22 protein-coding genes and 1 tRNA gene are annotated in these 25,411 nt (G+C 63.9%); 7 read left to right on the top strand and 16 right to left on the bottom strand.

Annotation, left to right across the window (positions count from 1 at the left end):
* Positions 1–19: 19 nt before the first annotated feature.
* Genes AC1DZ8_RS06255 through AC1DZ8_RS06245 form a run of 3 tightly spaced genes read left to right on the top strand, consistent with a single transcriptional unit; the run spans position 20 to position 2,769 of the window.
* The gene (locus tag AC1DZ8_RS06255; protein WP_477310389.1) at positions 20–790 is read left to right on the top strand and encodes an SDR family NAD(P)-dependent oxidoreductase; all 771 of its coding nucleotides are present in this window, start codon (positions 20–22) and stop codon (positions 788–790) included.
* 2 nt (positions 791–792) lie between these two features.
* Positions 793–1,860: an ABC transporter ATP-binding protein gene (locus AC1DZ8_RS06250; RefSeq protein WP_477310387.1), complete on the top strand. Its 1,068-nt coding sequence runs from the start codon at positions 793–795 to the stop codon at positions 1,858–1,860.
* Between the two features lie 27 nt (positions 1,861–1,887).
* Positions 1,888–2,769, top strand: coding sequence for a MurR/RpiR family transcriptional regulator (locus tag AC1DZ8_RS06245; protein WP_477310385.1), 882 nt, complete (start codon positions 1,888–1,890; stop codon positions 2,767–2,769).
* Between the two features lie 4 nt (positions 2,770–2,773).
* Here the strand turns inward: AC1DZ8_RS06245 and AC1DZ8_RS06240 are convergent, their stop codons facing one another.
* Positions 2,774–3,088 carry a DUF167 family protein gene (locus AC1DZ8_RS06240; protein ID WP_477310383.1) on the bottom strand — a complete coding sequence of 105 codons (315 nt, stop codon included), beginning with the start codon at positions 3,086–3,088 and terminating at the stop codon, positions 2,774–2,776.
* A 7-nt stretch (positions 3,089–3,095) separates the two neighbouring features.
* The gene (locus AC1DZ8_RS06235) at positions 3,096–3,386 is read right to left on the bottom strand and encodes a YggT family protein (RefSeq protein WP_477310381.1); all 291 of its coding nucleotides are present in this window, start codon (positions 3,384–3,386) and stop codon (positions 3,096–3,098) included.
* A gap of 164 nt (positions 3,387–3,550) precedes the next feature.
* On the opposite strand from AC1DZ8_RS06235, the gene AC1DZ8_RS06230 reads away from it, so the two are divergent.
* A tRNA-Ala gene (locus AC1DZ8_RS06230) sits at positions 3,551–3,626 on the top strand.
* 75 nt (positions 3,627–3,701) lie between these two features.
* Here AC1DZ8_RS06230 and AC1DZ8_RS06225 read toward each other — a convergent pair.
* Positions 3,702–5,666: an acyltransferase family protein gene (locus tag AC1DZ8_RS06225; protein WP_477310379.1), complete on the bottom strand. Its 1,965-nt coding sequence runs from the start codon at positions 5,664–5,666 to the stop codon at positions 3,702–3,704.
* 103 nt (positions 5,667–5,769) lie between these two features.
* Entirely contained in the window at positions 5,770–6,378 is a 609-nt protein-coding gene (locus AC1DZ8_RS06220) for a TetR/AcrR family transcriptional regulator (protein ID WP_477310377.1), read from the bottom strand.
* Positions 6,379–6,484: 106 nt separating this feature from the next.
* Between AC1DZ8_RS06220 and AC1DZ8_RS06215 the strand changes: the two genes are divergently transcribed.
* The 3 genes from AC1DZ8_RS06215 to AC1DZ8_RS06205 all read left to right on the top strand — a co-directional run bounded on the left by AC1DZ8_RS06215 (position 6,485) and on the right by AC1DZ8_RS06205 (position 11,043).
* Complete coding sequence (locus AC1DZ8_RS06215; protein WP_477310375.1) at positions 6,485–7,171, top strand: PspA/IM30 family protein; 687 nt, start codon at positions 6,485–6,487, stop codon at positions 7,169–7,171.
* Between the two features lie 65 nt (positions 7,172–7,236).
* On the top strand, positions 7,237–7,524 hold the full coding sequence (locus tag AC1DZ8_RS06210; RefSeq protein ID WP_023668598.1) for a YiaA/YiaB family inner membrane protein: 288 nt from the start codon (positions 7,237–7,239) through the stop codon (positions 7,522–7,524).
* Positions 7,525–7,617: 93 nt separating this feature from the next.
* Positions 7,618–11,043, top strand: a complete 3,426-nt coding sequence (locus tag AC1DZ8_RS06205; RefSeq protein ID WP_477400517.1) for an acyl-[ACP]--phospholipid O-acyltransferase — start codon at positions 7,618–7,620, stop codon at positions 11,041–11,043.
* Positions 11,044–11,110: 67 nt separating this feature from the next.
* Here the strand turns inward: AC1DZ8_RS06205 and AC1DZ8_RS06200 are convergent, their stop codons facing one another.
* The 12 genes from AC1DZ8_RS06200 to rtcR all read right to left on the bottom strand — a co-directional run bounded on the left by AC1DZ8_RS06200 (position 11,111) and on the right by rtcR (position 25,408).
* Positions 11,111–12,109 carry a nitroreductase family protein gene (locus tag AC1DZ8_RS06200; protein WP_477310371.1) on the bottom strand — a complete coding sequence of 333 codons (999 nt, stop codon included), beginning with the start codon at positions 12,107–12,109 and terminating at the stop codon, positions 11,111–11,113.
* Position 12,110: 1 nt separating this feature from the next.
* On the bottom strand, positions 12,111–13,322 hold the full coding sequence (locus AC1DZ8_RS06195) for a hypothetical protein (RefSeq protein ID WP_477310369.1): 1,212 nt from the start codon (positions 13,320–13,322) through the stop codon (positions 12,111–12,113).
* Positions 13,319–14,212, bottom strand: a complete 894-nt coding sequence (locus tag AC1DZ8_RS06190) for a ThiF family adenylyltransferase (RefSeq protein WP_477310367.1) — start codon at positions 14,210–14,212, stop codon at positions 13,319–13,321. The genes AC1DZ8_RS06195 and AC1DZ8_RS06190 overlap by 4 nt, the downstream gene beginning before the upstream one ends.
* Positions 14,200–15,150, bottom strand: coding sequence for a hypothetical protein (locus tag AC1DZ8_RS06185; RefSeq protein ID WP_477310365.1), 951 nt, complete (start codon positions 15,148–15,150; stop codon positions 14,200–14,202). The genes AC1DZ8_RS06190 and AC1DZ8_RS06185 overlap by 13 nt, the downstream gene beginning before the upstream one ends.
* Before the next feature lie 420 nt (positions 15,151–15,570).
* Positions 15,571–17,367, bottom strand: a complete 1,797-nt coding sequence (locus tag AC1DZ8_RS06180) for an ABC transporter ATP-binding protein (RefSeq protein ID WP_477308037.1) — start codon at positions 17,365–17,367, stop codon at positions 15,571–15,573.
* A gap of 154 nt (positions 17,368–17,521) precedes the next feature.
* Complete coding sequence (locus tag AC1DZ8_RS06175) at positions 17,522–18,466, bottom strand: acetamidase/formamidase family protein (RefSeq protein WP_477400513.1); 945 nt, start codon at positions 18,464–18,466, stop codon at positions 17,522–17,524.
* A complete protein-coding gene (locus AC1DZ8_RS06170; protein ID WP_477400511.1) occupies positions 18,456–20,099 on the bottom strand; it encodes an ABC transporter substrate-binding protein in 1,644 nt (547 codons plus the stop codon). The genes AC1DZ8_RS06175 and AC1DZ8_RS06170 overlap by 11 nt, the downstream gene beginning before the upstream one ends.
* A gap of 34 nt (positions 20,100–20,133) precedes the next feature.
* On the bottom strand, positions 20,134–21,054 hold the full coding sequence (locus AC1DZ8_RS06165; protein WP_023815305.1) for an ABC transporter permease: 921 nt from the start codon (positions 21,052–21,054) through the stop codon (positions 20,134–20,136).
* Positions 21,051–21,953 (bottom strand): ABC transporter permease, encoded by a 903-nt coding sequence (locus AC1DZ8_RS06160; RefSeq protein WP_477308033.1) that lies wholly within the window; start codon positions 21,951–21,953, stop codon positions 21,051–21,053. The genes AC1DZ8_RS06165 and AC1DZ8_RS06160 overlap by 4 nt, the downstream gene beginning before the upstream one ends.
* Positions 21,931–22,545, bottom strand: a complete 615-nt coding sequence (locus tag AC1DZ8_RS06155; RefSeq protein ID WP_477308031.1) for an ANTAR domain-containing response regulator — start codon at positions 22,543–22,545, stop codon at positions 21,931–21,933. The genes AC1DZ8_RS06160 and AC1DZ8_RS06155 overlap by 23 nt, the downstream gene beginning before the upstream one ends.
* Positions 22,542–23,636, bottom strand: a complete 1,095-nt coding sequence (locus tag AC1DZ8_RS06150; protein WP_477308029.1) for a transporter substrate-binding protein — start codon at positions 23,634–23,636, stop codon at positions 22,542–22,544. The genes AC1DZ8_RS06155 and AC1DZ8_RS06150 overlap by 4 nt, the downstream gene beginning before the upstream one ends.
* A 173-nt stretch (positions 23,637–23,809) precedes the next feature.
* Positions 23,810–25,408, bottom strand: coding sequence for an RNA repair transcriptional activator RtcR (gene rtcR, locus AC1DZ8_RS06145; protein WP_477308027.1), 1,599 nt, complete (start codon positions 25,406–25,408; stop codon positions 23,810–23,812).
* Positions 25,409–25,411: the final 3 nt, after the last annotated feature.

Raw genomic sequence — 25,411 nt, 5'->3', positions numbered from 1 at the left:
CCCCAGGGAGACGCGCAGGGTGGTTTCGAACGCCGAATTTGCAGGCAAGACTGTGCTGGTAACCGGCGCCGGCGGCGGCCTCGGCTCGGCCATCGTGGCGCTCCTGGCTGAACGCGGCGCACGGGTGATCGGCTGTGACCAGTCGCAAGACCAACTTGTCAGTCCGCATCTGGCCTCGCGCCATGTCTTCGACCTCCTCGACCGGGCTTCCATCGAAGCGGCGATACCGGCGATCCTTGAGAAAGACGGCGTTCCCGACATCCTGATCAACAATGCCGGCTGGACGCGCGCAGAGACACTTGCCGCGCTGACATCAGATAAGATCGAGCATGAACTCGACCTCAATCTGACCGGGGTGATGCTGTTCGCCGATCCGCTGATCAAGGCGATGGCCGCGCGAGGTTCCGGCAGTATCGTCTTCATCTCCTCCGTCAACGCCATCGCCCATTTCGGCAACCCGGCCTATGCCGCGGCCAAGGCCGGCATCAATGCCTATGCGAAATCGGTCGCGGTGGAACTCGGCCGCAGCGGCCTGCGCGCCAATGTCGTCTGCCCCGGTTCGATACGCACCGCCGCCTGGGACCATCGCCTGGCAAAGAACCCTGATATTCTCGGCAAGCTGCAGCGACTCTACCCGCTCGGCCGCATCGTCGACGCCTCGGAAGTGGCCGAAGCGGTGGCCTTTCTTGCCTCAGAACGCGCGTCGGGGATAACTGGCGCGGTGGTGCCGGTGGACGCCGGACTGACCGCCGGCTTCTTGCCTTTCATCGACGACATATTGGGAGCCTGACCATGACCGATGTCGAGTTCCGTGACCTGTCGAAATCGTTCGGACGGCACAAGATCCTCGAGAACATCAGCCTCGACATCAAAAGCGGCGAGTTCGTCGTGCTGGTCGGCCCGTCCGGCTGCGGCAAGTCGACCTTGCTGCGCATGCTGGCCGGGCTGGAGCCGATCACCTCGGGCGATCTGCTGATCGGCGGCGTGCGCGCCAACTCGCTGCCGCCGCAGCAGCGCAACATCGCCATGGTGTTCCAGTCCTATGCGCTGTTTCCGCACCTGAAGGCGGCAGACAATATCGGCTTCGGTCCAAAGATCCGCGGCGAGGCGCGCCCGGCCATCGATGAGAAGGTCAAGAAGGCGTCGGGCATCCTCAACCTGTTCTCCTATCTCGACCGCTACCCCCGGGAGCTGTCGGGGGGCCAGCGCCAGCGCGTCGCCATGGGCCGCGCCATCGTGCGCGAACCCTCGGTGTTCCTGTTTGACGAGCCGCTCAGCAATCTCGACGCGCAATTGCGCGTGCAGATGCGCACCGAGATCAAGGCGCTGCACCAGCGGCTGAAATCGACCATCGTCTACGTCACCCACGACCAGATCGAGGCCATGACCATGGCCGACCGCATCGTGGTGATGGACCGCGGCAAAATCCAGCAGGTCGGCGCGCCGCTGGAGCTTTACGACCGTCCCGCCAACAAATTCGTCGCGTCCTTCATCGGCTCGCCGTCGATGAGCTTTGTGTCCGGCGCGCTGAAGACCACGCCCGAAAAGACCTGGTTCGAATCGGCCGGCGGCGGACGTTTGGCTCTCGGCGGCAAGACGGCGCCGGCAGGCAGCACGGTAGAGGCCGGCATAAGGCCCGAACACTTCGTCATCGGCGAGGCTGTCGACGCGATGGCGATCAAGGTCGATGTCGTCGAGCCGACCGGCTCGGAAACCCATGTCTATGGCGCCATTGGCACTGATACGGTGCGCGCCGTGTTCCGCGACCGGATGCAGGTCAAGCCGGGCGAATTGCTGCCGGTCTCCGTCGCGCCGGGCAACATCCATCTGTTCGACAAGGCCACGGGGCTACCGCTATGAAGGCGCCATGAAAACGAAAACCCAGAAATGAAAACGCCGGCCGACATCATCACGCGCCTGCAATTGATGTCGCAGGACGGCACCAAATCGGACCGTCGCCTGGCCGGCCTTGTGCTGACCGACCTCGACTTCGCCTCCAAGGCGGCAATCTCGGAGATTGCCGCGCGTGTCGGCGTCAGCGAACCGACGGTGACCCGCTTCTGCCGCAATCTCGGCTGCGAGGGCCTGCGCGATTTCAAATTCTATCTGGCGCAGGCGATCGCCATTGGCGGTCAGTATCTGTCGCCCGAACCGCTCAGCCGCGACGCCCGCGAGCAGCGAATCGCGACCGCCATCACCGAAGCGGCGATAGCCGCAATCCAGCGCGCCAGCGAAAACCTCGACATGAAGACGCTGGTCGGCGTCGCAGCGCGGATCGTCAATTCGGGCAATGTGCTGTGCATCGGCTCCGGCGGCATTTCCTCGATGATGGCGACTGAAATGCAGAACCGGCTGTTTCGGCTGGGCGTGCCGGTGCTGGCGCAGATCGACGGGCAGTTGCAGCGCATGTATGCCGCGGTCGCCACATCGGAGACGACGCTGATCGCCTTTTCCGTCTCCGGCTATGCGCGTTCGGTCATCGATGCGGTGCAGGTCGCCCAGCAATATGGCGCCACCACCATCGCCATCACCCCGCCGGACTCAGCACTCGCCAAAGCCGCCGACACGGTCATCCAGTTCCAGTCGCTGGAAGACGGCAACATCTACAAGCCGACCTCGTCGCGCTATGCGCTGCTGTCGATCGTCGACATGATCGTCACTTCGGTCGCCGAGACGCGCGGACCCAGGGTTCTCGAAAACCTGCGCCGCATCAAGCAGAGCGTGAACACGCTGAAGGTCGACGATCCCAAATTGCCGCTGGGGGATTGAGGACTTAGCTGGCGAGCGCCTTAAGGCTCGTCACCAGCGCCGCCGGATCGCCAAGCACGCGTAGCGTCTTCAAGCGAGCGGTAGCACCAGCAACGACCGACACCGCCGATGCAGGAACGCCCAGCGCCTTGGCGACAAGTCTTTGCAATGCTTGGTTGGCGGCGCCATTCTCAGGCACGGCGCGCACGCGGGCTTTGAGGTGGCACCGCCCGTCGGCCGCCGTCTCCACGCCTTCGAGCCTGTCCACCGCCGCCTTGGGCGTCAGCCGCACGAACAGGTCGATGCCGTCGTCACGCAGGCGGAACGGCGTGTCCCTCACCGGGGGCCTAAAGGAACAGCGACCTAACCGTGCTGTCGAGGAACCGCTCCAGGAAGAACAGGATCACCAACACGACGATCGGCGAGATATCGACGCCGCCAAGATCGGGCATGTAGCGGCGGATCGGCCGGTAGACCGGTTCGGTCAGCCGGTACAGCATGTTGCCGACGCTGCCGACAAACTGGTTGCGCGTGTTGACGACGTTGAAGGCATACAGCCAGGAAAAGATCGCCGACAGGATGACGATCCATCCATAAATGCTCAGCGCGTAGATCAGCGTATCGATAAGCGCGTTCATTCGAGGCTCCGTTGAATTGCGCGACATGTAGCCATTGCATGCCGAACCGGCAAGGGCCGCCTTCTGCCGCATGCCGGCAGGCGATGGCCGCCAGCAGGGCGTTTCGGCAAAACCGCGCCTTGACAGGAAAGCGCAGCCTTCGATAAATGCGCCATCCGCTGGACGGGGCTGTAGCTCAGCTGGGAGAGCGCGTCGTTCGCAATGACGAGGTCAGGAGTTCGATCCTCCTCAGCTCCACCAGCGGAATTTATTCATTCCTTGCTCGCCCCCAACGGATCCGGAAAGGCGCGTTGCGCTTTCCCCTTGGGAACTGTGTCAAAGCCCCAGCCTGGGGCCGAGATAGGGCGCGAGAGCAAGCGAATAGGTGGCCGTCAAATGACCATTGTCGCGCCAGACGATCATGTTGCCGACAACCGCCGCGCATAGTTCCGGCCCGCATATGGCGTCGGTCATATCGACGACGCCGACGTTTTTCTGACCCCCTGCGGCGACCGCCAACACGTCGTTGAGCTCGGCGTCGCTTCTTTTGGTGAAGCATTTTGCAGGCGTGGCACTCAGGCAATCGCCGGGCTCGAATCGCATCAAGGGCGTGTTGCGGATGACGATGATCCGGGAGCCCGCTTCCGTCAGTCTGCTCCAGATGTCGCGCAACCCCTCGATCATCAGGTCGTCCGGAACCGACCCGGCATTGGATTGGCTGGTGATGACAGCAAGCGGTCTGAGCTTTAAAATCTCGGCCAGCACTTTCTCTCGCCACTCGTAGCACGATGGATACGGCTTGCCGTCCGACATGGTGGGCGCACGCGCGAATGCGCAGGCGGATTTCGAGAAAGAAACCAGTTTGAATTTGCGGTCCTTGGCGATCTTGTTCAGGGCCGGACCCCATTGGGCAGCGTGGGAATCCCCCACGAGGACGAGGGTTTGCGTGCCGGCGGGGTCGCCCAGCACGCATCCCACCGGTTTGGCGCCTTTCAGGTTCTGCTGACAGCCTGCTGCGAACAAACTCGACACGTCCCGCCTCAGGCGAGCCAGCGGCGGCAACAGGTCCACACCGTCCGGAACCGCCGCGCCGGTCAGCAAAGCGGCAGGCCCAGGATAGGCAGGTGTGCCGATCAGCGTAATGTCGGTGCGTTGCGTCGTCACGAAATGCAGCAGCCCCTCGGACGCCGCCACGCATGCCAGGACCGCGATGGTGCCGTATCCCAGCGGCTTCCACCACGCGTCGTGTCGGGACTGCTGATAGGGTTGTTCGACATAACGATAAGACAGGTCCGACAACACCAGGATCACCGCAATCAGGCCGACACCACTGGCAAATGTCAGCGAATAGCCCTGCCCCAGGAAGAATGCGATCAGCGGCCAGTGCCACAGATAGATCGAATAGGACCGATCGCCGATGAAGCGGAGCGGCCACAAATCGAGCCCACGAAACCGGCCGACTCGGATCTCGCCAGCCAGGATGACGAGCACGGTGGCCAGGGTTGGCAGCAACGCACTGGCGCCGGGGAACGGTGTCGCCGCGGAAAACAGAAAAGCAGACGCGAGGATGCCGGCGATGCCAGCAAGCGTGAGCAGCCGCCTTGCACCCGCGCCCAATCGAAACCGGTGCTCGCCAAGCACCAGCAGGCCGCCCAGCGCCAATTCCCACAGGCGTGTATGGCTGACGAAATAGGCCCGGGCGGGGTCTGTTTTCGTCAGGACAATCGAGGCGACCAGCGATGCCACGAAAACGAGCGACAATGTCATCGCCAGGCATCGTCTCAACGAGAGCTGCCATCGCCGCGCCAGCCAGATCACACCGATCATGAGCACCGGCCAGACGATGTAGAACTGCTCTTCGATGGAAAGCGACCAGTAATGCTGCACCGGCGTCGGCAGATTGTCGGCGTCGAGATAGCTGACAGCCTGATGGGCCAGACGCCAGTTCTCGACATAGAGCGCGCTGGCCAGGATCTGCTTGGCGGTTTCCTCCCAGCGCGCCTTGGAAATGAACAGCAGCGTGCCGAGCAGCGTCACCAGAAGCACCAGGATCGCGGCCGGCAGAAGTCTGCGAATCCGTCGCGAATAAAATTCGATCAGCGAGACGCGGCCGTCGCGCAGCGCCATCTGCGCCAGCAAGCCTGTGATCAGATAACCCGAAATGACGAAAAAGACGTCGACGCCGACATAGCCGCCGGGAAGAACATAGGGCCACAGGTGAAAGACGACGACCAGAGTGACGGCCAGTCCGCGCAGCCCCTGTATTTCGGGCCGAAACCGACGTTCCTGGTCAATTGTCACCTGATGTCCCCAACAGTTTCAGCTGGCCTTGTTCAACAGGGCAGCCCGCGCCAAGACCTTCATAAGGACAGGGAGCATTGAGGCAAGAGCCGATCGTGGCAGCTCATTCTCTTTCAGTCTTCAGCCCGCTGACCAGCGTGTCGACGAAACCCAGCAGCTCGCTTTCGAGGTCGGTGGGCGCGAGGCCAATGAACCGGTCCTCGAGCGAGATCGCGACGATGCCGTGGACGGCGGAGAACAGGGTGCGTGCGCGGGCCAGCAGATCGTGCGATCCCAACGTTGGCAGCAGCTGGGCAAGCGGTTCGACCAGATGCTGGATCAGCACCGCATGTTCGGCCAGATGCCATTCGGGCACCGGCACGCCAGGCGCCATGCGGTGCTCGAACAGCGCCTTCCACGCCATGCGGTTGTCGCGCGCGAAGCCGAGATAGGCTTTGGCCAGCGCCTTCAGCCTGGCTCTCGGCTCGGCGGCGCCCGTCTCCTCCTGTTCCAAGGCCGCCCCCAGCCGCGCCAGCGTGATCGAATTGACGTGCAGGATGAGCTCGTCGAGGTCGGCGAAGGCGGTATAGAGCGCACCTAGCGCGCAGCCGGCATCGGCCGTGATGTCGCGTGCGCGCAGGCCGGCGAGACCGGAGGCTTCAATGCGCGCCTGCGCGGCCTCGATCAGCCTGCTCCTGAGATCCTCGCGTTTGGCGTCCCGTTTTGCCGTCATTAACCTTCCTTATTCGAAATTATGAACACCGTTCATTTTTTCTTGAACGCTGTTCACGATGTGTTACGTTACATTCGTGAACAACGTTCATAGAGGAGAAACGGGAATGTTGAAACAGTTTTTTGCTCTCGTCCGCGGCCGCAGCTACGAAGCAGCCGAGACCGTCGTCGACCGCAATGCGCTGGTGATCCTGCGCCAGCAGATCCGCGATTGCGCCGATGCGATTGCCGCTGCCCGCCGGGCGGTCGCCATTGCCATCGCCCAGAACGAACAGGAAGTCGTGCAGTTCAAGAAGCTGGTCGTCCGCATCGACGATCTGGAGAAGCGCACGATCGCCGCGATCGAGCAGGGACAGAATGAACTGGCCCGCGAAGCCGCCGAAACCATCGCCATGCTGGAAGCGGAACGCGACGCTTCCAGCGAGGCGCAGAAGAGCTTCAGCGCCGAAATCGAGCGGCTGAAGCGGATCATTCGCGTCTCTGAAATGCGCCTGCGCGAATTGCAGCGCGGCCAGCGCATCGTAGCCGCCGTCGACTCGACCCAGCGCCTGCGCGAAAGCGCCCCGGGCTCGAGCCTCTCGGCGCTCAAGGACGCCGAGGAGACGCTGCTGCGTCTGCGCACACGGCAAAAGCAGATCGACGCCACGGCAGCCGCCATGGCCGAGATGGAGCAGTCGGGCGATCCGGCCGCGGTCTCAGAAAAGCTTGCGGCCGCAGGCTGCGGCGCGCCGCTCAGAACCAGCGCCGACGCCGTGCTCGAACGGCTTACGAAGACCATGACCAAGCCGGCCTGATTGTATCCAGCCTGAAACAGACGCACGCCCAACCAACCTAACCCTGAAACGGAAGGATTATACCGATGACCCCGAACACCTATTCGCCCAAGGATTCAAGCGCCTGGAAGACCTTCACCATGGCCAGTTTCGCCGTTGCCGCCACGATGATGGCCGGCGGCATCTACTTCATGGAGGCGAGCTTCGCCGCCAAGGGGTTTTATGCCATGGCCGCCATCATGCTCGTGCACACCTCGATCACCATCACCAAGACGCTGCGCGACTCGGAAGAAGCAAGCCGTTTCATCAACCGGCTGGAAGACGCCAAGACCGAGAAGTTGCTGATGGAAGTCAGCCGCAGTAACGAAGTGTAATCGGGTTCCCGCTAAACAAGGATCAAACCGCGCAAGACCGCTGATCAATCCAGCCAGGATTTTCAACGGTCTTGCCCAATGGAAGCCGCCGCTATGGAAATCGCTCCGATCAATCGTCCCACAGCTCATCTGATGACGTCCCGGCGCTTTGCGCCTTTGTTCTGGACGCAGTTCCTGTCCGCCTTCAACGACAATTTCCTGAAGAACACGCTGGTGTTCCTTATTCTGTTCACGCTGGCGGCGGACCAGGCGGCGTCCCTGGTCACCCTGGCGGGCRCCGTGTTCATGGCCCCCTTCCTGCTGCTGTCAGCGCTTGGCGGCGAGATCGCCGATCGCTTCGACAAGGCCCTCATCGCCAAGCGTCTGAAATTCGCCGAGATCGCCGCGGCTGGTGTCTCCGTCGTCGGCATCGCGCTGTCGTCCATTCCCGTGCTGATGGTGGCGCTGTTGATGTTCGGCATCATCTCGGCCCTGTTCGGGCCGATCAAATACGGCATCCTGCCCGATCACCTCGAGCGCAAGGAACTGCCCAAGGCCAACGCCTGGATCGAATCCGCCACCTTTGCCGCCATCCTCGGCGGCACCATTGCCGGCGGCGTCGTTTCCGCCGACGGCATCGGCGTCGCGGTGTTCGGACCGATCATGATGGCGCTTGCCGTCGGCTGCTGGCTGGTCAGCCGCTACATCCCATCCACCGGTTCGGCGGCGCCCGACCTCGTCATCGACAAGAACATCTTCCGCTCGACCTGGCGCCAGGTCGCCGAGTTGCGCACCGACATGCGTATCTGGCGCGCCGGCCTGATGACCTCGTGGTTCTGGCTGATCGGCGCCATTGTGCTGTCGATCCTGCCGACCCTGATCAAGGATTCGCTCGGCGGCAACGAGATGGCCGTCACCGTCTATCTCGCCGTGTTCGCCGTCTCGATCGCCATCGGCTCGGCCATCGCCGCCTGGATGTCGCAGGGCCGTATCGTGCTCTTGCCCGCACCTGTCGGCACGGCGCTGCTGGCGCTGTTCGGCCTGCATCTCGCCTGGACGATCTGGAGCATGCAGCCTTCGCCCCAGGCAGAAACCCTTGGCGCATTCTTCGCTGGCCCGAACACGATCCGGGTCGCCATCGACCTAGCCGGCATGGCCATTGCAGCCGCCTTCCTGGTGGTGCCGACCTTCGCCGCCGTACAGGCCTGGTCGCCCGAGGCGCGCCGCGCCCGCGTCGTCGCTGCCGTCAGCATCGTCAATGCCGGCTTCATGACCGTCGGCGGTGTTATTGTCGCCTTGATTCAGACGAAAGTCTCCACCGGTGGCATTCTGTTCGGCCTCGCCGGGGCCAATGCGATTGCCGCCTGGCTAATGTTGAAATTCCTGCCGACCAACCCGTTCCGCGACTTCGTCTCCATCCTGTTCCGCGCCTTCCTGCGCCTTGAGGTCGAGGGCATGGACAACCTCAAGGCCGCCGGCAAGGCGCCGATCCTGGCGCTCAACCATGTCAGCTTCCTCGACGGTCCGCTCGCCTTGACGCTGACTGATGAAGAGCCGGTCTTCGCTATCGACTACTTCATCGCCCAGGCCTGGTGGATGAAGCCGTTCATGAAGCTTGCCCGCGCTTTGCCGCTCAATCCGGCCAAGCCGATGTCGACCCGCACGCTGATCAAGGTCGTGCAGGGTGGCGACCCGCTGGTCATCTTCCCCGAGGGCCGCATCACTGTCACCGGTGGCCTGATGAAGGTCTATGACGGCGCCGCCATGGTCGCCGACAAGACCGGCTCGATGGTGGTGCCGGTGCGCATCGACGGGCTGGAGAAGACCTATTTTTCGCGGCTGAGCTCGCAGCATGTGCGCCGCCGCCTGTTCCCGAAGGTCAAGGTGACCATTCTGGAGCCGGTCAAGCTCGAAGTGCCGCAGGAGCTGAAGGGCCGCAAACGCCGCGCCGCGGCGGGGTCTGCCCTCTATCAGGTGATGTCGGATCTCGTCTTCCGCACTCAGGACATCGATAAGACCGTGCTGGAAAAGATCATCCAGACAGCCAACGAACGCGGCATGAAACAGCTCGCCGTCGAGGATCCAGTCACCGGCTCGCTCAGCTACGGCAAGCTTTTGACGGCGGCCGCCGTGCTCGGCGAGAAGTTCCAGAACACCTATGCCGACCAGCAGACGCTGGGCGTCATGCTGCCCAACGCCAACGGCGCCTGCGCCGCCCTGCTCGGCGTCATGTCGGCCGGCAAGGTGCCGGCGATGATGAACTTTACCGCGGGTGCGGCCAACATACTGTCGGCCTGCAAGGCGGCCGAAGTTCGGACCGTGCTCACGTCCCGCGCCTTCGTCGAACAGGCAAAGCTCGGCGCTGTGGTCGAGGAACTCGGCCGCTCGGTCGAGATCGTCTGGCTCGACGATCTCCGAAAGACCATCAGCCTTCGCGAAAAGCTGCTGGGCCTGCTGCGCAAGTCGACGCCGCGCGCTAAGCGCCTGCCTGACGATCCGGCGGTGATCCTGTTCACCTCAGGCTCGGAAGGCACGCCCAAGGGCGTCGTGCTGACCCACCGCAACATCCTGGCCAACGCCGCCCAGGCGGCGTCGCGCATCGACTTCCATTCGGGCGACAAGGTGTTCAACGTGCTGCCGATCTTCCATTCCTTCGGCATGACGGCGGGCACGGTGCTGCCGCTGATCTCGGGCGTGCCGGTGTACTTCTACCCGTCGCCGCTGCACTACCGCATCGTGCCGGAACTGATCTATGCCTCGAACGCGACGATCATCTTCGGCACCGACACCTTCCTGTCCGGCTATGCGCGGACCGCACACCCCTACGACTTCCGCTCGATACGCTATTGTTTTGCCGGCGCCGAACCGGTCAAGGCAGCGACGCGCATGACGTATATGGAGAAGTTCGGCGTGCGCATCCTCGAGGGCTATGGCGTCACCGAGACGGCGCCGGTGATCTCCATCAACACGCCGATGTACAACCGCTCGGGAACCGTCGGTAAGATTATGCCCGGCATGGAATATCGCCTCGACCCGGTGCCGGGCGTCGACGATGGCGGACGGCTGTTCGTGCGCGGACCCAATGTCATGGCGGGCTATCTCCGGGCCGAGAAGCCCGGCGTGCTCGAGCCACTCGAAGACGGCTGGCATGATACGGGCGACGTCGTCGCCATCGACGAGGGCGGCTTCATCACCATTCGCGGCCGCGCCAAGCGCTTTGCCAAGATCGGCGGCGAGATGATCTCGCTGGCGGCTGTCGAAGCGCTGGCCGGCGAATTGTGGAAAGGCTTGCTATCGGCGGTCGCCACCGTGCCGGACGCGCGCAAAGGGGAAAAGCTTATCCTGATCACCGAGGCGGCGGGCGCGACGCGTGCGGATTTCCTGGCTTTTGCCAAGGCCAATGGCGCCATGGATTTGATGGTGCCGGCCGAGGTGCGGGTCGTGCCGAAAGTGCCGGTGCTCGGCTCCGGCAAGCTCGACTTCGCCGCCGTCACCAAAATGGTGCGCGACGAAGAGGCCATGAAGACCAAGGCCGCCTGATCGGCATCTCGATAGACGCAAAAAGGCCGGCGCTCGACGCCGGCCTTTTTTGTTTGCGTCTTTGTATTTAAGCGATGACCAGTTTCACCGGCAGCCGCGCCCGTTTCGGAACTGCTGCAGCAACGCCGGCGCGCAGCACGTTGATCAGCCGCCGCTCCGGCGGAATGGCGAAATGCCGGCCGCACATCTCGGCGCTGTCCGCATGGTCGGCCACCGCCGCCATCGGCCAGGCCGCGAAACCGAGCCGGGCCAGGTTCAGCCAAAACCGATAGAAGGCGCGGCCTGACTCGACCGGCGACTCCTCGCGCGGCCGGTGGAACAGGGCGATGGCCGTCGACGACAGCGTTTTAGCCTTTTCGCCGGTCAGCGCCTTGCCAAGCCCGAGCGCGTCAAGCGCCTCAAACAGGCCAGTGCCGAGAACGACCTTTGCACCGAACCCTTCCAGCGCACTCATGCGCAGCGCATCGAGATTGAGGCCGTCCGTGTCATAGCGCGGATCGGAACGCGTCAGCCGCATCCAGCCGACCAGCTCGCGGCGAAAGGCGCGGTCGCGCAGGAAGACCATGCCGGCATCGTCGGCCAACGCCGCCAGCATGGCGATGTCGCCAGGCGCATGGGCAAGCGTTACGTCTTGCGTCTCCTTTGCCCATGCTTGCAGCGCCTGTGCGACATCAATCGCCGCCGGCTTGAAATGCGAGCGCCAGGTAAACCGGCTCGCGACATGGCTGTTCAGCGGCGAGGCTTGCGCCGCGCCATCAGGAACGATCCGCGCCGCCAGACGGTAACCAGGAAAGGCCACCGTGTCGTTCACCGCCCAGAGATCCTCGACCGTCGCCACACCGATGCCGGCGTCATTGAGCGCCATCACCGTGCCTTCGACGGCAGCGCCGCAGGAGACGCCCATATCGCGGCGGGAAGGATCGCCGGCCGACAGATGCCGCGCCAGTTCCGCCATGACGAGAATGGAACCGTCGCTCGCCGCATGCCAGCGCGCCGGCTGCGTGTTGTGCACCGAGGGCGCCAGATTGGCGGTGGCGACGATGCGGGAAAGCAAGGCATTGTCCATCCTACAGCTTCGCCTCCCGCTGCGAGATCAGCATGGCCATCCGCTGGACGGCGCGCAGCTCCATCTCCAGTCCCGGCGACGAAGCCAGCGCCGGCATGTTGAGCGCCACCACCGTCAAGGGCTCGAGCGTCGCCAGAAGCACATGCGTCGCCTCGTATTTCTCGAACAGCCAGGCCAGCTGCTCGCGTACGTCCTGGTCGACCGGCGCATCCAGCTTCATGTCGGCGACCGAGCGCACCGGCTCCTGTTCCAGGGCCCGCGCCAGCACCTTGAGGTCGAAATCGCCGAGGTCGGCAGCCGGTAGGATCAGGGCGCCGTCGACAAGGATATGGTGCTGCAGGCCGCGCAAAAAACGCGCCGAATCGGTCAGATCGCCCTCCGCCATATGCTTCAGCAGCGAATCGCGGCGCTTCTCTGCGGTCAGGCTGACGCTGTCATTGTAAATGACGGCGAGCAGCGTCGCCGAAAGCACGATCACCACGCCTTGCACGCTGCCGCGCCAGCCGAGATCGTCGATGCCGCCCAGCGCCAGCCCGGCAAACACCGAGCTCAGCGCGACAACGGCGAAGGCGCCGATCGTATCGCGATGGCCGAGGCTCGCGCGCCCAAGCCCGATCGTCAGCCAGCACAGGAACAGGATGGCGATGCCGCCGAGCCGCACCGGCACTTCGAACAGGCCGGGCCGGTAGTCGGTGACCATGAACGGAAGGATCAGCAGCAGCGACAGCGCCATGCGCTCGATCGTGCGGTTTTCGGCCGCCGACAGGCTGTCGCGGTCGCGCGTCATCACCAGCCAACCGATGGCGAGAAAACCACCGAACTGGAAGGCCAGAAGGATCGCCATCCGCCATGGCTCGGCGAAGCGTTCCGGGATCAGCGCCAGCAGGAAGAACAGCACGGCACCGCCGGCAGCAAAGAATTTGAGCGCGAACGGCGCATGCCGGCGCAGCAGGCCTTCGGTCAGCAGAAGTGCTGCCAGCGGCAGCAGGCCCGCCGCGGCGATGGTGACGAAACGGAAGAGGGCGAGACCGGTGATCCAGTCGAGGATGCGGCAGGCGAGCAGCACCGCCAAGACCCGCAGCCCAAACAGGAAGCGCCGCGACAGCGGATCGCCAGTGTCGCGGCCGCCGACGATCGAGATCACGATCAGCAGCCCGACCAGCGCCGCCAGCGAGGTGATGGTGTCAGCGACGAGCGTGTCGTCGAAACTCATGGTTCCGCCGCCATAAGCTTGAGCATGAAACGACGCACCAGCGGGCGCAGAAGCGCTGCGACCAGCGCATTGCGCGGCCGCTCGACACGGCCCTTGTAAGGATTGAAGAACCAGCCACGGTAGTCGGCGCCATGTGGGTTGCCGAGGATGCCGGCAACGACCTCATAGGCCATCAGCATGCCGGTTGTGACGACCATCGGCGCAAACGACATGCGGCTGCGCCTTCCTGCCGCCACCTCGCCGGCCATGGCAAGGTCGACATGGTGGCGCGACGAGGAGTTGAGCACGACATATTCGGCCTCGCGCAGGAAGGCGGTGGCGCGCTGCTCCGGCGTGAGTGCATCCCAGGCGGTGCCACGCGTCGGGTAGCCGAGACGCTCCTCCGGCATCGGCTCACTTGGCCTGGTCACATAGACCGACGGCAAAGGCGAGGCATAGGCGTCGATGACCGTGCGGCCGAGCTCCCTTGCCGTGCGGTAGAGCAGCAGCGACGCCCCGAGGTCGTCGGTGCCGTTGACGACAATGGCGCTTTCGCGGATCGCGGCGCTGGCATGCTTGGGCCAATCCTTGCCGTGCACCTCGATCTGCATTTGCGGGTTGATGGTCAGGCAGAGGTCGCGCGTCGCCTCCGCCTTCTCACGACCGACCGTGCCCGTGAAGGCGAAGACCTGGCGGTTGAGGTTGGAGATGGCGAACGTGTCGAGATCGGCGATGATCAGCCGGCCGACGCCGGCGCGCGCCAGCGCCATGATGCAGGCGCCGCCCATGCCGCCGGTGCCGCAGACAAACACCGTCGCGTCCCGCAATCTGGCCTGCTGTGCCTCCGTCACGAACCCGATGTTGCGGGTCGTGAACTCCTCATAGGTGAACGGCGGCATCAGCGTGTCCATGGTCTCAGCACATTCCATTGGCGGCTGGAGTCCGCCCAGTGAACCACCGGCAGGATGAGCCGCTGCAGCGTGGCGGCGGCGCCCGCCACGGCAAGGGCGGCAAGCGAACCGCGCGGCACCGCGTCGGCAAGATAGGTGCGAGCCGCCTGGAAACTCATCTGGCCGATCTGCAGCACGTCATCGCCGCGCCCGTAATCGAGCTCTTTCTGACAGAACTCGTTAAAGGCCTCGTCGCGATGCTTGGCCGCCTCGTAGAACGTTTTCTTCAGATCGTCCGATCCGCCTGTATAGGCATTGGTGATGACGAAGCGCTCTTCGTCGAACCCGGCTTCGGGGCCGACGCCGAAGACATGGCGATGGCGTGCCATGACCTGCCGCGCCAAAAGCACATGGGTCAGCGAGCGCCGCGCGCCGGCATGCGGTCCCGGAAATACATTGCTGAAGGCTTCGGCGACCATGCCGACGACGGCGGGAACCTGGGTGACGTTGGAGATCCAGATCGGCCTGAGCTGATTGCGCAGGAACATCAGGAAGCAGGTCAGGCCGTAGAGGACCCAGCTGAGACCCCGGCTGCGCTCGTCCGGATCGATCATGACCAGCCCGAGATGCAATACCTCATAGGGCTTGCCGGCCAGCGAGATGTCCATCAGCGCCAGCGCGTTGAAGGCGATCGGCCGCCCGTCGCTGCGCCGGTAGACGATGGTGATGATGGAATGTTCCAGCCGGCTTCGATCGCCGGAAAACACGCCATAGGTCAGGCTGCCGGCCTTCAGCGTCTTCGACGCCACCAGCCGCAAATCGCTGCTCAGCTGCTCCAGTTCAGCAGCCTTCATCCAGCGCCCGGGCCGCTCCACCACGCGCGTCTCGTAGCCGTCGGACACGCGCATGCGCACATCCATGAACCGACCCGGCAGCAGCTGCAGAACCGCCTTGAGCAAGATTGTTTGTCCCCTTGGGCTCTGATGCCTAGCGTATCATCACCGCTATCAGCCTAAAGTGCGGTAAACCTGAAGACGACAACGCCTGGTTGGTGCGAACAGGGTAAAAGAATAGCTGCAATGCCGGCATTCCGATGGCGGCATACTTTCGGCTGTCTGAATAGCTGCGGCTCTCGGCACCGGAGGACTACACCCGTTTAGCGACCGATTCCTGATCAATGCTGCTGGTGAACAGTCGACCCCCACTCCGTCGAGCTTCGCTCGACACCTCTCCCCCGATCGACGGGGGAGAGGAAGGGCGCGAGCTTATGTCGCCTGGCTCCCTTCCTCTCCCTCCGGAGGGGGGAGAGGTGGCTCGGCGAGGCCGAGACGGAGTGGGGGACGGCGTTCATGAAACGCGCAGTCGCCGCAAAACCGGCCTCAGCCCTCGGCAGCAACGAGATGGCCGTTGCCAACATCGTTCAGCGCGAGCTTCAGCGGCGCCTCGCCGATCTTGCGGGTGGCGCTCGGGATCTCCTGGTCGAGGCGGGCGAAGCGGGTTCTGCGCTGCGCCGGATCGGGCACCGGCACGGCGTCGATCAGCCGCCTGGTGTAGGGATGCCGCGGGTTGGAGAACACCTGGTCGCGCGTACCCATCTCGACGATCTGGCCGAGATACATGACGGCGACACGGTCGGAGATGTTTTCGACCACCGCCATGTCGTGCGAGATGAAGAGATAGGCGACGCCGAATTCGCGCTGCAATTCCTTCAAAAGGTCGAGCACGCGCGCCTGCACCGAGACGTCGAGCGCCGAGACGCTCTCGTCGGCTATGATCAGCTTTGGCCGCAAGGCGAGCGCGCGGGCGATGCAGACGCGCTGGCGCTGGCCGCCGGAGAATTCGTGCGGATAGAGCTCCATCTGGTCGGCCGACAGGCCAACGCGCTCGAACAGCGCCGCCACGCGGTCGCGGCGCTCGTCCTTGGAGGCGATGCCGTGGATCACCAGCGGCTCGGCAACGAGATCGCCCACGCGCATGCGCGGATCGAGCGAGGCGAACGGATCCTGAAAAATCATCTGCACGTCGCGGCGCACCGCCTTGCGCTCGTCTCGGCCGAGCCCCGACAGATTGCGCCCGCCGATGACGATGTCGCCGCTATACGGCACCAGCCCTGCCAGCGCCTTTGCGGTGGTCGACTTGCCGCAACCGGATTCGCCGACCAGCGCCAGCGTCTCGTTGGGTGCTATGGAAAAACTGACGCCTTCGACGGCGTGGACGCGGCGGGTGACCTGGCCAAAAATACCGCCGCGCAGATCGAAACGGACATGCAGGTCGCTGACTTCCGCGACATTGGCCGGCTTCGAGATTTCAACTGCATCCCGGGATTTTTGGCGGCCGACACCGCTGCCGATGCGTGGCACGGCGGCCAGCAGCTCGCGTGTGTAATCAGCCTGCGGCCTGGCGAAAATGTGCGATGTCTTGCCCTCTTCGACCATGCGGCCGTGCCGCATGATGATGACGCGGTCGGCCATTTCGGCAACCACGCCCATATCATGGGTTATCAGGATGACGCTGGTGCCATGCTCGCGCTGCAGGTCGCGCAACAGCTCCAGCACCTCGCCCTGCACGGTGACGTCAAGCGCCGTCGTCGGCTCGTCGGCGATCAGCACGTCGGGTTCGAGCGCCAGCGCCATGGCGATCATCACGCGCTGGCGCATACCGCCGGACAGCTCGTGCGGAAACTGCTTTAGCCGGCTTTCGGCTTCTGAGATGCGTACCGCCTTCAGCGCCTCGATCGCGCGCTGGCGGGCTTCGGCCTGCGAAAGGCTGGTGTGCGCCTCGATAGATTCGGTGAGCTGACGGCCGATCGACAAGACCGGATTGAGCGAGGTCATCGGCTCCTGAAAGATCATGGCGATGCGGTCGCCGCGGATGCGACGCATCTGGCGTTCGTCGAGTGTCGCCAGGTCGGTGTCACCAAGACGGATTGCGCCAGAGGATATGCGCGCGGCCGGCTGCGGTAAGAGTTGCATGATCGCCAGCGCGGTCATCGATTTGCCGGAACCGGATTCGCCGGCAATGCACAGCGTCTCGCCGCGCGCCAGCGTCAGCGACAGATTGGAAACGACCTCGCGCTGGCCCTCCTCGCCACGCACGCTGACGGAGAGGTTGGCGATGGAGAGGATGGGGGTTGTTTTGTCGGTCAGCGCCGCACCCCCCTCTGTCCTGCCGGACATCTCCCCCTCAAGGGGGGAGATTGGCCGTCACGCCGCGCGGCATTTCTCTTTGCGACATTCGAGATTGGCGAACGCCAAGGCGACATCTGATCTCCCCCCTTGAGGGGGAGATGCCCGGCAGGGCAGAGGGGGGTGTCTTGGCGCTGACCCAACCTCATTCAAACACGCAACGCGGAAAGTAGAACGACACCACCCAGTTCGGCATGTCGACGATCTCGCTGATCCTGAGGTCACCGCACACCGAAGCCAACATATACGCCTCGACGGGGTCTATTCTGTAGCGCACGGCCAACAGATCGACCATCTGCGCCACCGCCTCCTTGGCCCCGGTCATCAGATCCGGTCCGATGCCGGTCGTCACCTCATAGCCCTTGGCGTCGAGATGGCGCGTCACCGGACCCGATGTGGTGAAGCGTGGCATCTTCAGCCTGGCGTCCTTGACCAGGTCGAGCTTGAGCACGACGTCCATCGGGCTTTCGATCGCCGTGCCGCAGACCTCGCCGTCACCCTGAGCAGCATGGGTGTCGCCGACCGAAAACAGCGCACCGGCCACTTCCACCGGCAGATAGAGCGTCGTGCCGGCGGCGAGATCGCGTATGTCGAGATTGCCGCCGACACGCCGTGGCGGCACCACCGAGTGAATCCCCATCTCGGCCGGGGCGTTGCCGATGGTGCCGGCGAAAGGCTTCAGCGGCACGCGCGCATTTTTGCCGAACAGCGCCGGCTCTAGCGAGGCGGCATCGTATTTCCAGATGTTCAGCGCCGGCTCTGTAAAATCGTCGGCAAGCAGGCCGAAACCGGGAATGTTCGCCGTCCAGCCGAAGCCGGACGGTTTGAACATTTCGATCGTCACCTTCAGCGCGTCGCCCGGCTCCGCACCTTCGACGAAGATCGGCCCGGTCACCGGGTTCACCTTGGCGAAGTCGAGCTTGACGACGTCGGCGACCGTGCTGTCGGCGTTCAACTGGCCGCCGGCGGCATCGAGGCACTGGAACTCGATGGTCGAGCCGGGCGCCACCCGCTCGGCCGGAACAAAGGAATTGTCCCAGCCGAAATGATGATGGCGCCCGTGGATGGTGTAGTCGCAGCTATTGCACATCTTTTACATACACATTGTCGTAGTTGATGAAGACATGGACCGGGTCGACATAGAGATTGTCGGCGCCGCCCATGCGCGCGGATCTAATGGTGAAGCGCTGCTCGTTGAACACCGGCGCCCAAGGTGCGTCCTCCATGATCTTGTCGTAGATCCCGCTCCACATCTTGTTGCGCTCTGCAGACTTCGCCGGATCGGTCATCGAGTCGGCTTCCGCCGCCTTGGCGTCGAGATCCTTGTTGCAGTACCACGACCAGTTCCAGCCGCCGGGCACAGCGCCCGCACAGCCGAGGATAGGGCCGTAGAAATTCGACGGGTCGGGGAAGTCGGCGATCCAGCCCATACCGCCGGACCAGATCATCGGCGCACCGGTCTTGTCACCGCCGGCGGCGATGACGTTCGCCTGGGCCAGCGCCTGGATACTGGCCTTGATGCCGATCGCCGCCAGATCCTGCTGAATCGCCTGGGCGATGCGCGGGTTGGGATCGGTGTTCATGGCGAACAATTGCGTGTCGAAGCCATCGGGATGGCCGGCCTCGGCCAGCAGCGCCTTGGCTTTGGCGACGTCATAGGGATAGCCCTTGAATTCCTTGTCGTAGCCGGGCATCGACGGCGGCAGCGGCTGGTTGGCCGGCACGGCGCGGTTGTTGATGATCTGGACGATGCGTGCCTTGTTGATCGCCATGTTGACGGCCTGGCGCACCTTCACATTGTCGAACGGCGCCATGGTGGTGTTCATGGTGATGTAGCCGGTGTGCAACTGGCCGCCCTCGATGACGTGCGACTTTTGCTCTGGATCGGACATCACCTCCTGGAACTTGGCTGGCGGAATGCCGTCGAGAGCCAGGTCGATCTCGCCCTTCTGCAGGCGCAGCAGCGCCACGATCGGCTCTTGGCCAACCTCGAAGGTGATCTTGTCGAGATGCGGCAGGCCCTTGTGCCAATAGTCCGGATTGCGCTCGAAGACGATGCGCTGTCCCAGCGTCCATTCGGCGAGCTTGAAAGCGCCGGTGCCGACCGGGTGCTTGCCGAAATCCGCGCCGTATTTCTCGACCTCTTCCTTCGGCACGACATGGGCGAAGTTGATGGCCATGACATGCAGGAAGGTGGCGTCGGGGCGGGTCAGCTCGAACTTGACGGTGTAGGGATCGACGACGGTGACGCCGGAGAGCCCTTCGGCCTTGCCGGCGGCGACATCGTCATAGCCCTTGATCGAGCCGAAGAAGCCGGCGCCCGGGCTCTGCGTCTTCGGATTGGTGACGCGGTCGAGCGAATATTTCACATCGTCAGCCGTCATCTCGCGGCCATTGTGGAACTTCACGCCATGGCGCAGCTTGAAGGTGAAGGTCTGCCCGTCTGGCGAAATCTCGTAGCTTTCCGCGAGGTCGGGCTTGAGGTTGGTCGTGCCCGGCTCGTAATCCATCAGCCCGTCGAACAGGCTCTTGATCATCGACCAGTTCTGCCAGTCATAGCCGATCGCCGGATCGAGCGTCGTGACGTCGTCCTTGTATGTGGCGACAATCTCGCCGCCCTGCTTGGCGTTTGGGTCGACGGCGTCCTCGGCGCGGGCGCTGGCCATGCCGAGCATTAGCGCCAAGGCCGATGCCGCGACGGTTGAGGTGAGAAACTTTTTCATTGTTATGTTCCCTTTCTCTGTTTGTTTTTCATTTTCATCTGAGCTTGATACGGGGGTCGATGAACGGCGCGATGATGTCGGCGAGGAGATTGCCGAGCACGATGGCGAAGGCCGACACCAGCGTGACGCCCATGATGATCGGAATGTCGACGCGCTGGATCGCCTGCCAGGCCAGCTGGCCGATGCCGGGCCAGCCGAACACGCTTTCGACGACGACAATGCCGCCCATGAAGATGCCGATGTCGATGCCGATCATGGCGATGACCGGCAAAATGGCGTTGGGCAAAGCGTGGCGGAAAATGATGGCGCTGCGCGCCAGCCCCTTGGCACGCGCGGTGCGGACATAATCCTGGCGCAGCACGTCGATCATCGACGAGCGCATCATGCGCGCATACCAGCCGGCGCCGAGTATGCCCATGGTCAGCGATGGCAGCACCAGATGCCGCCAGGTACCGTAGCCCCCGATCGGAAACCAGCTCAGCCGCACCGCAAAGACGTAGAGCAGCAAAAGGCCGACAACGAATTGCGGTGCAGAGACGCCGACGAAGGAGGCGACCATCAGCGTCTGGTCGGTGGCGGTGCCGCGCTTGACGGCAGCGATCAGGCCCATGGAAAGCCCTATCAGTAGCTCGCAGAGGATGGCGCCGACCATCAGCAGCAGGCTGGCCGGCAGACGCGAGACGATCAGCTCGGTGACCTCGGAGCGCTGGATATAGGAACGGCCGAGATCGCCGCTGACGAGCTTCGTGAGATAGTGCCAGTACTGGACGACGAAGGGCTGGTCGAGGCCGAGCTGCTGGCGGATGTTTTCCACCGTCTGCGGCGTAGCGCTGCGGCCGGCGATCTGGCGCACCGGGTCGGCGGGCAACAGGTAGAGCAGCGCAAAAGTGATCAGCGACACGCCGAGCAGGATGAGCAGCGACTGGATCAGCCGGCGGCCGAGATAGGCGATCATGCCCGGCCTCTTTGCGTCGGATCGAGGATGTCGCGCAGCGCATCGCCGATCAGGTTGAAGGCCAGCGCAAGCGCCAGGATCGCGGCTCCGGGGAAGAACACCAGCCAGGGTGCGGCCTGGAAGTACGTCTGGTTCTCGAAGATGATGTTGCCCCACGACGCCGTCGGCGGTTGCACGCCAATGCCGAGAAACGACAACGTCGCCTCGAGCAGCACCGTGGTGGAGATGCCGAGCGTCCCCCAGACGATGATGGTCGGCAAAAGGTGCGGCAGGATGTGGCGAAACAGGATGCGCGGTGCGCCGGCGCCGATGGTGCGTTCGGCATCGATGAACTCGCGCTCGGCGAGCGAAGACGTCTCGGTGTAGATGACGCGCGCGGTCTGCACCCAGTTGACCAGCGCAATGACCATGGCGACGATCCACAGACTCGGCTGGAACACCGCCGCCAGGCAAATGGCGAGCAGCAGCGCCGGGAAGGCCATCATCAGATCGGTGAAGCGCATCAGCGCGCTGCCGATCCCGCCGCGGAAATAGCCGGCGGTGACGCCGACCAAAGTGCCGATCAAAAGCGCCACGCCATTGGCGACGATGCCGATGATAAGCGAGGTGCGCGCGCCGTAGAGGATGCGGGTCAACAGGTCGCGGCCGAGCAGATCGGTGCCCAGCCAATACTGCGCGCTCGGCGGCAGCGGCGAGCCCTCGATGGTCAGGCCATCGAACATCTGCTCGTTGGGATCATAGCCGGTCAGCCATGGCGCCAGGATGGCGCCGGCGACGACGATGGCGACGATGACCAGGCCGAGCAGCGCCAGGCGGCGCTTGACCAGCCGGCGCCAGACGCCGGCGCGTGGCTTGGCCGGCATGCGCACAGGGAAATCAGGCGCGATGGGACTGGTCATCGCCGCCTTCCTCACCCGTTGTTTCCTCATCCGTCATTGCCACGATCCGGCGCGCCGCATCCTCGACGCTGATCTGCCAGCTCATTGCCAGCGAGCGCAGCTGCGCGTAGGCGCGCTCGTCATCCGAGCCTTTCGACAGCGCTGCCACCGCCCGCACGATGGTCTGGCGCTCGGCGACGCGCTGGCGCAGCGAGGCGATCTCGCCGGCTAAATGTTTTCGCGCCTCGAAACTCTGCCTGGCGATCAGCAGTGCGCTGTAGACGCCGGCATTGCCGACCGGCTTCAGAAGCTGCGCATCGGCCTTGTGCGACAGTGCCCATTCGATACGGCCCGGTGCCTCCGAGCCAATCAGCGCCACAAGCGGCATCGGCGCTTCGCCGGCCTTCCACGGAAATTGCTCGTCAAAGCCGAGATCGGCGTCGAAGAAGACGAAATCGGCAGCGAGCACTTCCGGCGACAGTTCCGGCCAGCAGTCGACCGTGATCAGGCCGATGGCCGACAATTGCCTCGTGATCGCCTGCACCGTCGGGTGCGGGCGATGCAGGATGAACGCCCTGGCGCCACCGAGATTGGGGATGCGCGTCCTGGTCACGACACCACTCTCAGACGCGGACGGCCGAATGTTTTTGCCGGATCGTAACGCGACAGATACGGATCGGGCGCGACCTCATCCTCGCGGCTGACGACCTCGAAGAACCCGTCGGCGATCCGTCCGATGATCACTGGCAGCGTCGCGTGCTGGGAGTGGGCGTCGATGGCGATCGGCCCGAGCCGGGTCGAGAAGCGCCGTTCGGCGAAGGCTTTGGAGAATTCCGCCGGGCCGGCATCGGCATCGCGCGACAGGACGTCGGCCATCACTTGCACGGAGGCATAGGCGGAGGCCTCGAAGGACGAGGCGAAGGCAGCCGGACGCGGCGCGAAATACGGCCCGACCGACAGATGGCCTTTGCCTGTCTCGCCGATCGCCGGCAGCTCGCCCTCGGTGAGGTTGCAGGAAATGACGGGGCAGTTTTCCGGCCGGAAGGCCGGGTCCTCGTCGCCCAGATCGCGATACGCCGCCAGGAAGGCGTAGGACGAAGTCCCGATCAGATTGTTGAGGATGAAGCTCGGCCGCGTCGCCCGGATCTCGGCGATCAGGCGCGACACATCGGTCTCGCCGATGCGCAGATAGCGCTCGCCCAGCACCTTGCCGCCGGCATCCGCGATCAGGTCGCGCGCCACGCGGTTCATCTCCCAGCCCCAGATATAGTTCGATCCGAGCAGGAAGCCGTTGGCGCCGAAGCGCGGCACGACATGCGCCATCAGCGGCACCAGGTGCTGGTTAGGGCAAGCGTGCATGTAGACGACATGCTCGTTGGCCTCAAAACCTTCATAAGGGCAGGCGTACCAGAGCATGCCGCCGGCCTTCTCCAGCACCGGGATCGTTTCCTTGCGGCTCCATGAGGTGACACAGCCGACGACATGGCGGGCGCTGCTGGTCCTGAAAATGTCTTCGCACAGCGTCGCGTAGCGGTCGGCATTGCTGTGCGGATCGCGCTCGACCGGCACCAGCTCGATGCCTGAGCTGCGATCGGCATTGATATCGGCAATTGCGCGCATGGCGCCCATCCGGCACGCATCGGAGACCAGCTGGTAGCTGCCCGAGCGGGAATAGAGGATGCCGATCTCGATACGCCGTTTCATACAGAACCCCAGAAATGACAATGCCCCGCAGCCAGCGCCGCAAGGGCGAGGCATACGAGGCATATTTGCCGCCCGGCGACCAAAGCCGGTATTTTGGGCTAGCGTATTCGGTCCGGCGGGTCAGTCAAGCGGGAAAGTGACCGCCACTGCGATCGCACCGCGCACGAAGCCGATCATTTACGGGCGATGTCTTCGAAGCTGAGGTCGAAGCGCATGAGATATTTGCGCAGCCGGTCGGCGTCGTTGCCGCTGGTCTTTTGCAGCCGGGAGACGGCAAAGAGTTTGCGGCCGGCGGCGCTGATCGAATTGCTGCCGCGGCAAACCTCGAGCACGGTGGCCAGTTGCGCCCGGTCGAATATGTCGATCTGATCGCGACGCTCGGAGCCAAGGATTTCCAGCAAGATGGCCTCGCGATCGCCGGCCTCGCCGCTCCGCCACAAGGCGCCGAGCCGCTCCATCTCGTCGCGCACGGTCTCCTCGTCGATACGTCCGAGCGGCGCCAGCGTCGCCATGCGGGTAACCGAAGCCGAGAGATCGCGGAAGTTCGCGCGCCACATCGCCTCCGGCGCCATGGCGAATTTCAGATAGAGGTCGCGCGCCTCCTTGTTGAAGGTAACGTTCTGGCCCTCGCGCTCGCTGAAGCGGCGCAGCTCGAAGTCGAGGTTCGGCTCGATGTCTTCCTTACGATCGCGCAACGCCGGCAACTGGAAGGTCCACAGGTTCAGCCGCGCGAACAGATCCTCGCGGAATTTGCCTTCCTTGACGCCGATCGCCAGATCGCGATTGGTGCCGGCAAGAAGCTGGAAGTCCGACATGACATCCTGGTCGGCGCCGACCGGCAGGAAGCGCTTTTCCTCGATGGCCCTCAGGCACATGGCCTGCTCGTCGGGGCCGAGCTCGCCGATCTCGTCGAGAAACAGCACACCCTTGTTGGCCGATTTCATCAACCCGGCGCGCTCGTTCTGGGCGCCGGTGAAGGCGCCCTTGACGTGGCCGAACAGCGTCGACATCGCCTGGTCGCCGCGCAGTGTCGCGCAATTGACCTCGATGAAGGCGCCGGAGACCTGGCGCTGCGCCTTCTTGAGTTCATAGATGCGCCTGGCCAGTTGCGACTTGCCGGCGCCTGTCGGGCCGGTCAACAGCACCGGCGCGCGCGAGCGGATCGTCACCTTTTCGATCTGGTCGATCATCTGGTTGAAGGCAGGGTTGCGGGTGGCGATGCCTGATTTCAGGAACGATGTCGCCTCGTCGCGCTCCGCCGTGAAGCGGGTGGCGATGGCGTCGTAGCGGGAGAGGTCGAGATCGATGATCGAATGGCTGCCGGAAACATCGTCGTCGCTGCCCTGCTTGCGCGGCGAAAGCTGCAGCAGCCGGGCCGGGATGAAATGGGCTTCGGTGAGCAGGAACCAGCAGATCTGCGCGACATGGGTGCCGGTGGTGATGTTGACGAGATAATCTTCCTTGTCGGGATCAAATGTGTAGGCGCGGGCGAAGTCCCTCAGACCCGTGTAGACCTCTGAGAAATCCCAGGGATCGCGCATGCTGATCAGATGCGTCCTGACCTCGGTCGCCGGCGAAACCTGTTCTATGTCGGCGATGACCTGCGTGGCGAGTTGCCGGGACTGAGACCCGTGAATGAGTTCAAGCCGGTCGATGAACAGCCCTTGCTGTTGGCAGAGCGCAACCGTCGGCCGCCATTTCCTCCAGCGGTCATCGGTGCGCCCCGCATCGAGCGTCGTCCCCAGAATGCCTATCGCGACGCGTCTTTTCATTTT

It is taken from the genome of Mesorhizobium sp. P2_F7, from assembly GCF_056403695.1.
The sequence above is the reverse complement of the archived record's forward strand: the minus strand, read 5'-3'. Positions and strand labels throughout refer to the sequence as shown.

What these genes read in the sequence shown, in the direction of transcription:
- AC1DZ8_RS06215 (WP_477310375.1), top strand. Translation starts at nt 6,485, where the DNA reads ATGTTGAAACAGTTTTTTGCTCTCGTCCGCGGCCGCAGCTACGAAGCA.
- AC1DZ8_RS06170 (WP_477400511.1), bottom strand. Translation starts at nt 20,099, where the DNA reads ATGAAAAAGTTTCTCACCTCAACCGTCGCGGCATCGGCCTTGGCGCTA.
- AC1DZ8_RS06245 (WP_477310385.1), top strand. Translation starts at nt 1,888, where the DNA reads ATGAAAACGCCGGCCGACATCATCACGCGCCTGCAATTGATGTCGCAG.
- AC1DZ8_RS06190 (WP_477310367.1), bottom strand. Translation starts at nt 14,212, where the DNA reads ATGGACACGCTGATGCCGCCGTTCACCTATGAGGAGTTCACGACCCGC.
- AC1DZ8_RS06175 (WP_477400513.1), bottom strand. Translation starts at nt 18,466, where the DNA reads ATGTGCAATAGCTGCGACTACACCATCCACGGGCGCCATCATCATTTC.
- AC1DZ8_RS06150 (WP_477308029.1), bottom strand. Translation starts at nt 23,636, where the DNA reads ATGAAACGGCGTATCGAGATCGGCATCCTCTATTCCCGCTCGGGCAGC.
- AC1DZ8_RS06235 (WP_477310381.1), bottom strand. Translation starts at nt 3,386, where the DNA reads ATGAACGCGCTTATCGATACGCTGATCTACGCGCTGAGCATTTATGGA.
- rtcR (WP_477308027.1), bottom strand. Translation starts at nt 25,408, where the DNA reads ATGAAAAGACGCGTCGCGATAGGCATTCTGGGGACGACGCTCGATGCG.
- AC1DZ8_RS06180 (WP_477308037.1), bottom strand. Translation starts at nt 17,367, where the DNA reads ATGTCCGGCAGGACAGAGGGGGGTGCGGCGCTGACCGACAAAACAACC.
- AC1DZ8_RS06165 (WP_023815305.1), bottom strand. Translation starts at nt 21,054, where the DNA reads ATGATCGCCTATCTCGGCCGCCGGCTGATCCAGTCGCTGCTCATCCTG.
- AC1DZ8_RS06220 (WP_477310377.1), bottom strand. Translation starts at nt 6,378, where the DNA reads ATGACGGCAAAACGGGACGCCAAACGCGAGGATCTCAGGAGCAGGCTG.
- AC1DZ8_RS06160 (WP_477308033.1), bottom strand. Translation starts at nt 21,953, where the DNA reads ATGACCAGTCCCATCGCGCCTGATTTCCCTGTGCGCATGCCGGCCAAG.
- AC1DZ8_RS06200 (WP_477310371.1), bottom strand. Translation starts at nt 12,109, where the DNA reads ATGGACAATGCCTTGCTTTCCCGCATCGTCGCCACCGCCAATCTGGCG.
- AC1DZ8_RS06195 (WP_477310369.1), bottom strand. Translation starts at nt 13,322, where the DNA reads ATGAGTTTCGACGACACGCTCGTCGCTGACACCATCACCTCGCTGGCG.
- AC1DZ8_RS06210 (WP_023668598.1), top strand. Translation starts at nt 7,237, where the DNA reads ATGACCCCGAACACCTATTCGCCCAAGGATTCAAGCGCCTGGAAGACC.
- AC1DZ8_RS06250 (WP_477310387.1), top strand. Translation starts at nt 793, where the DNA reads ATGACCGATGTCGAGTTCCGTGACCTGTCGAAATCGTTCGGACGGCAC.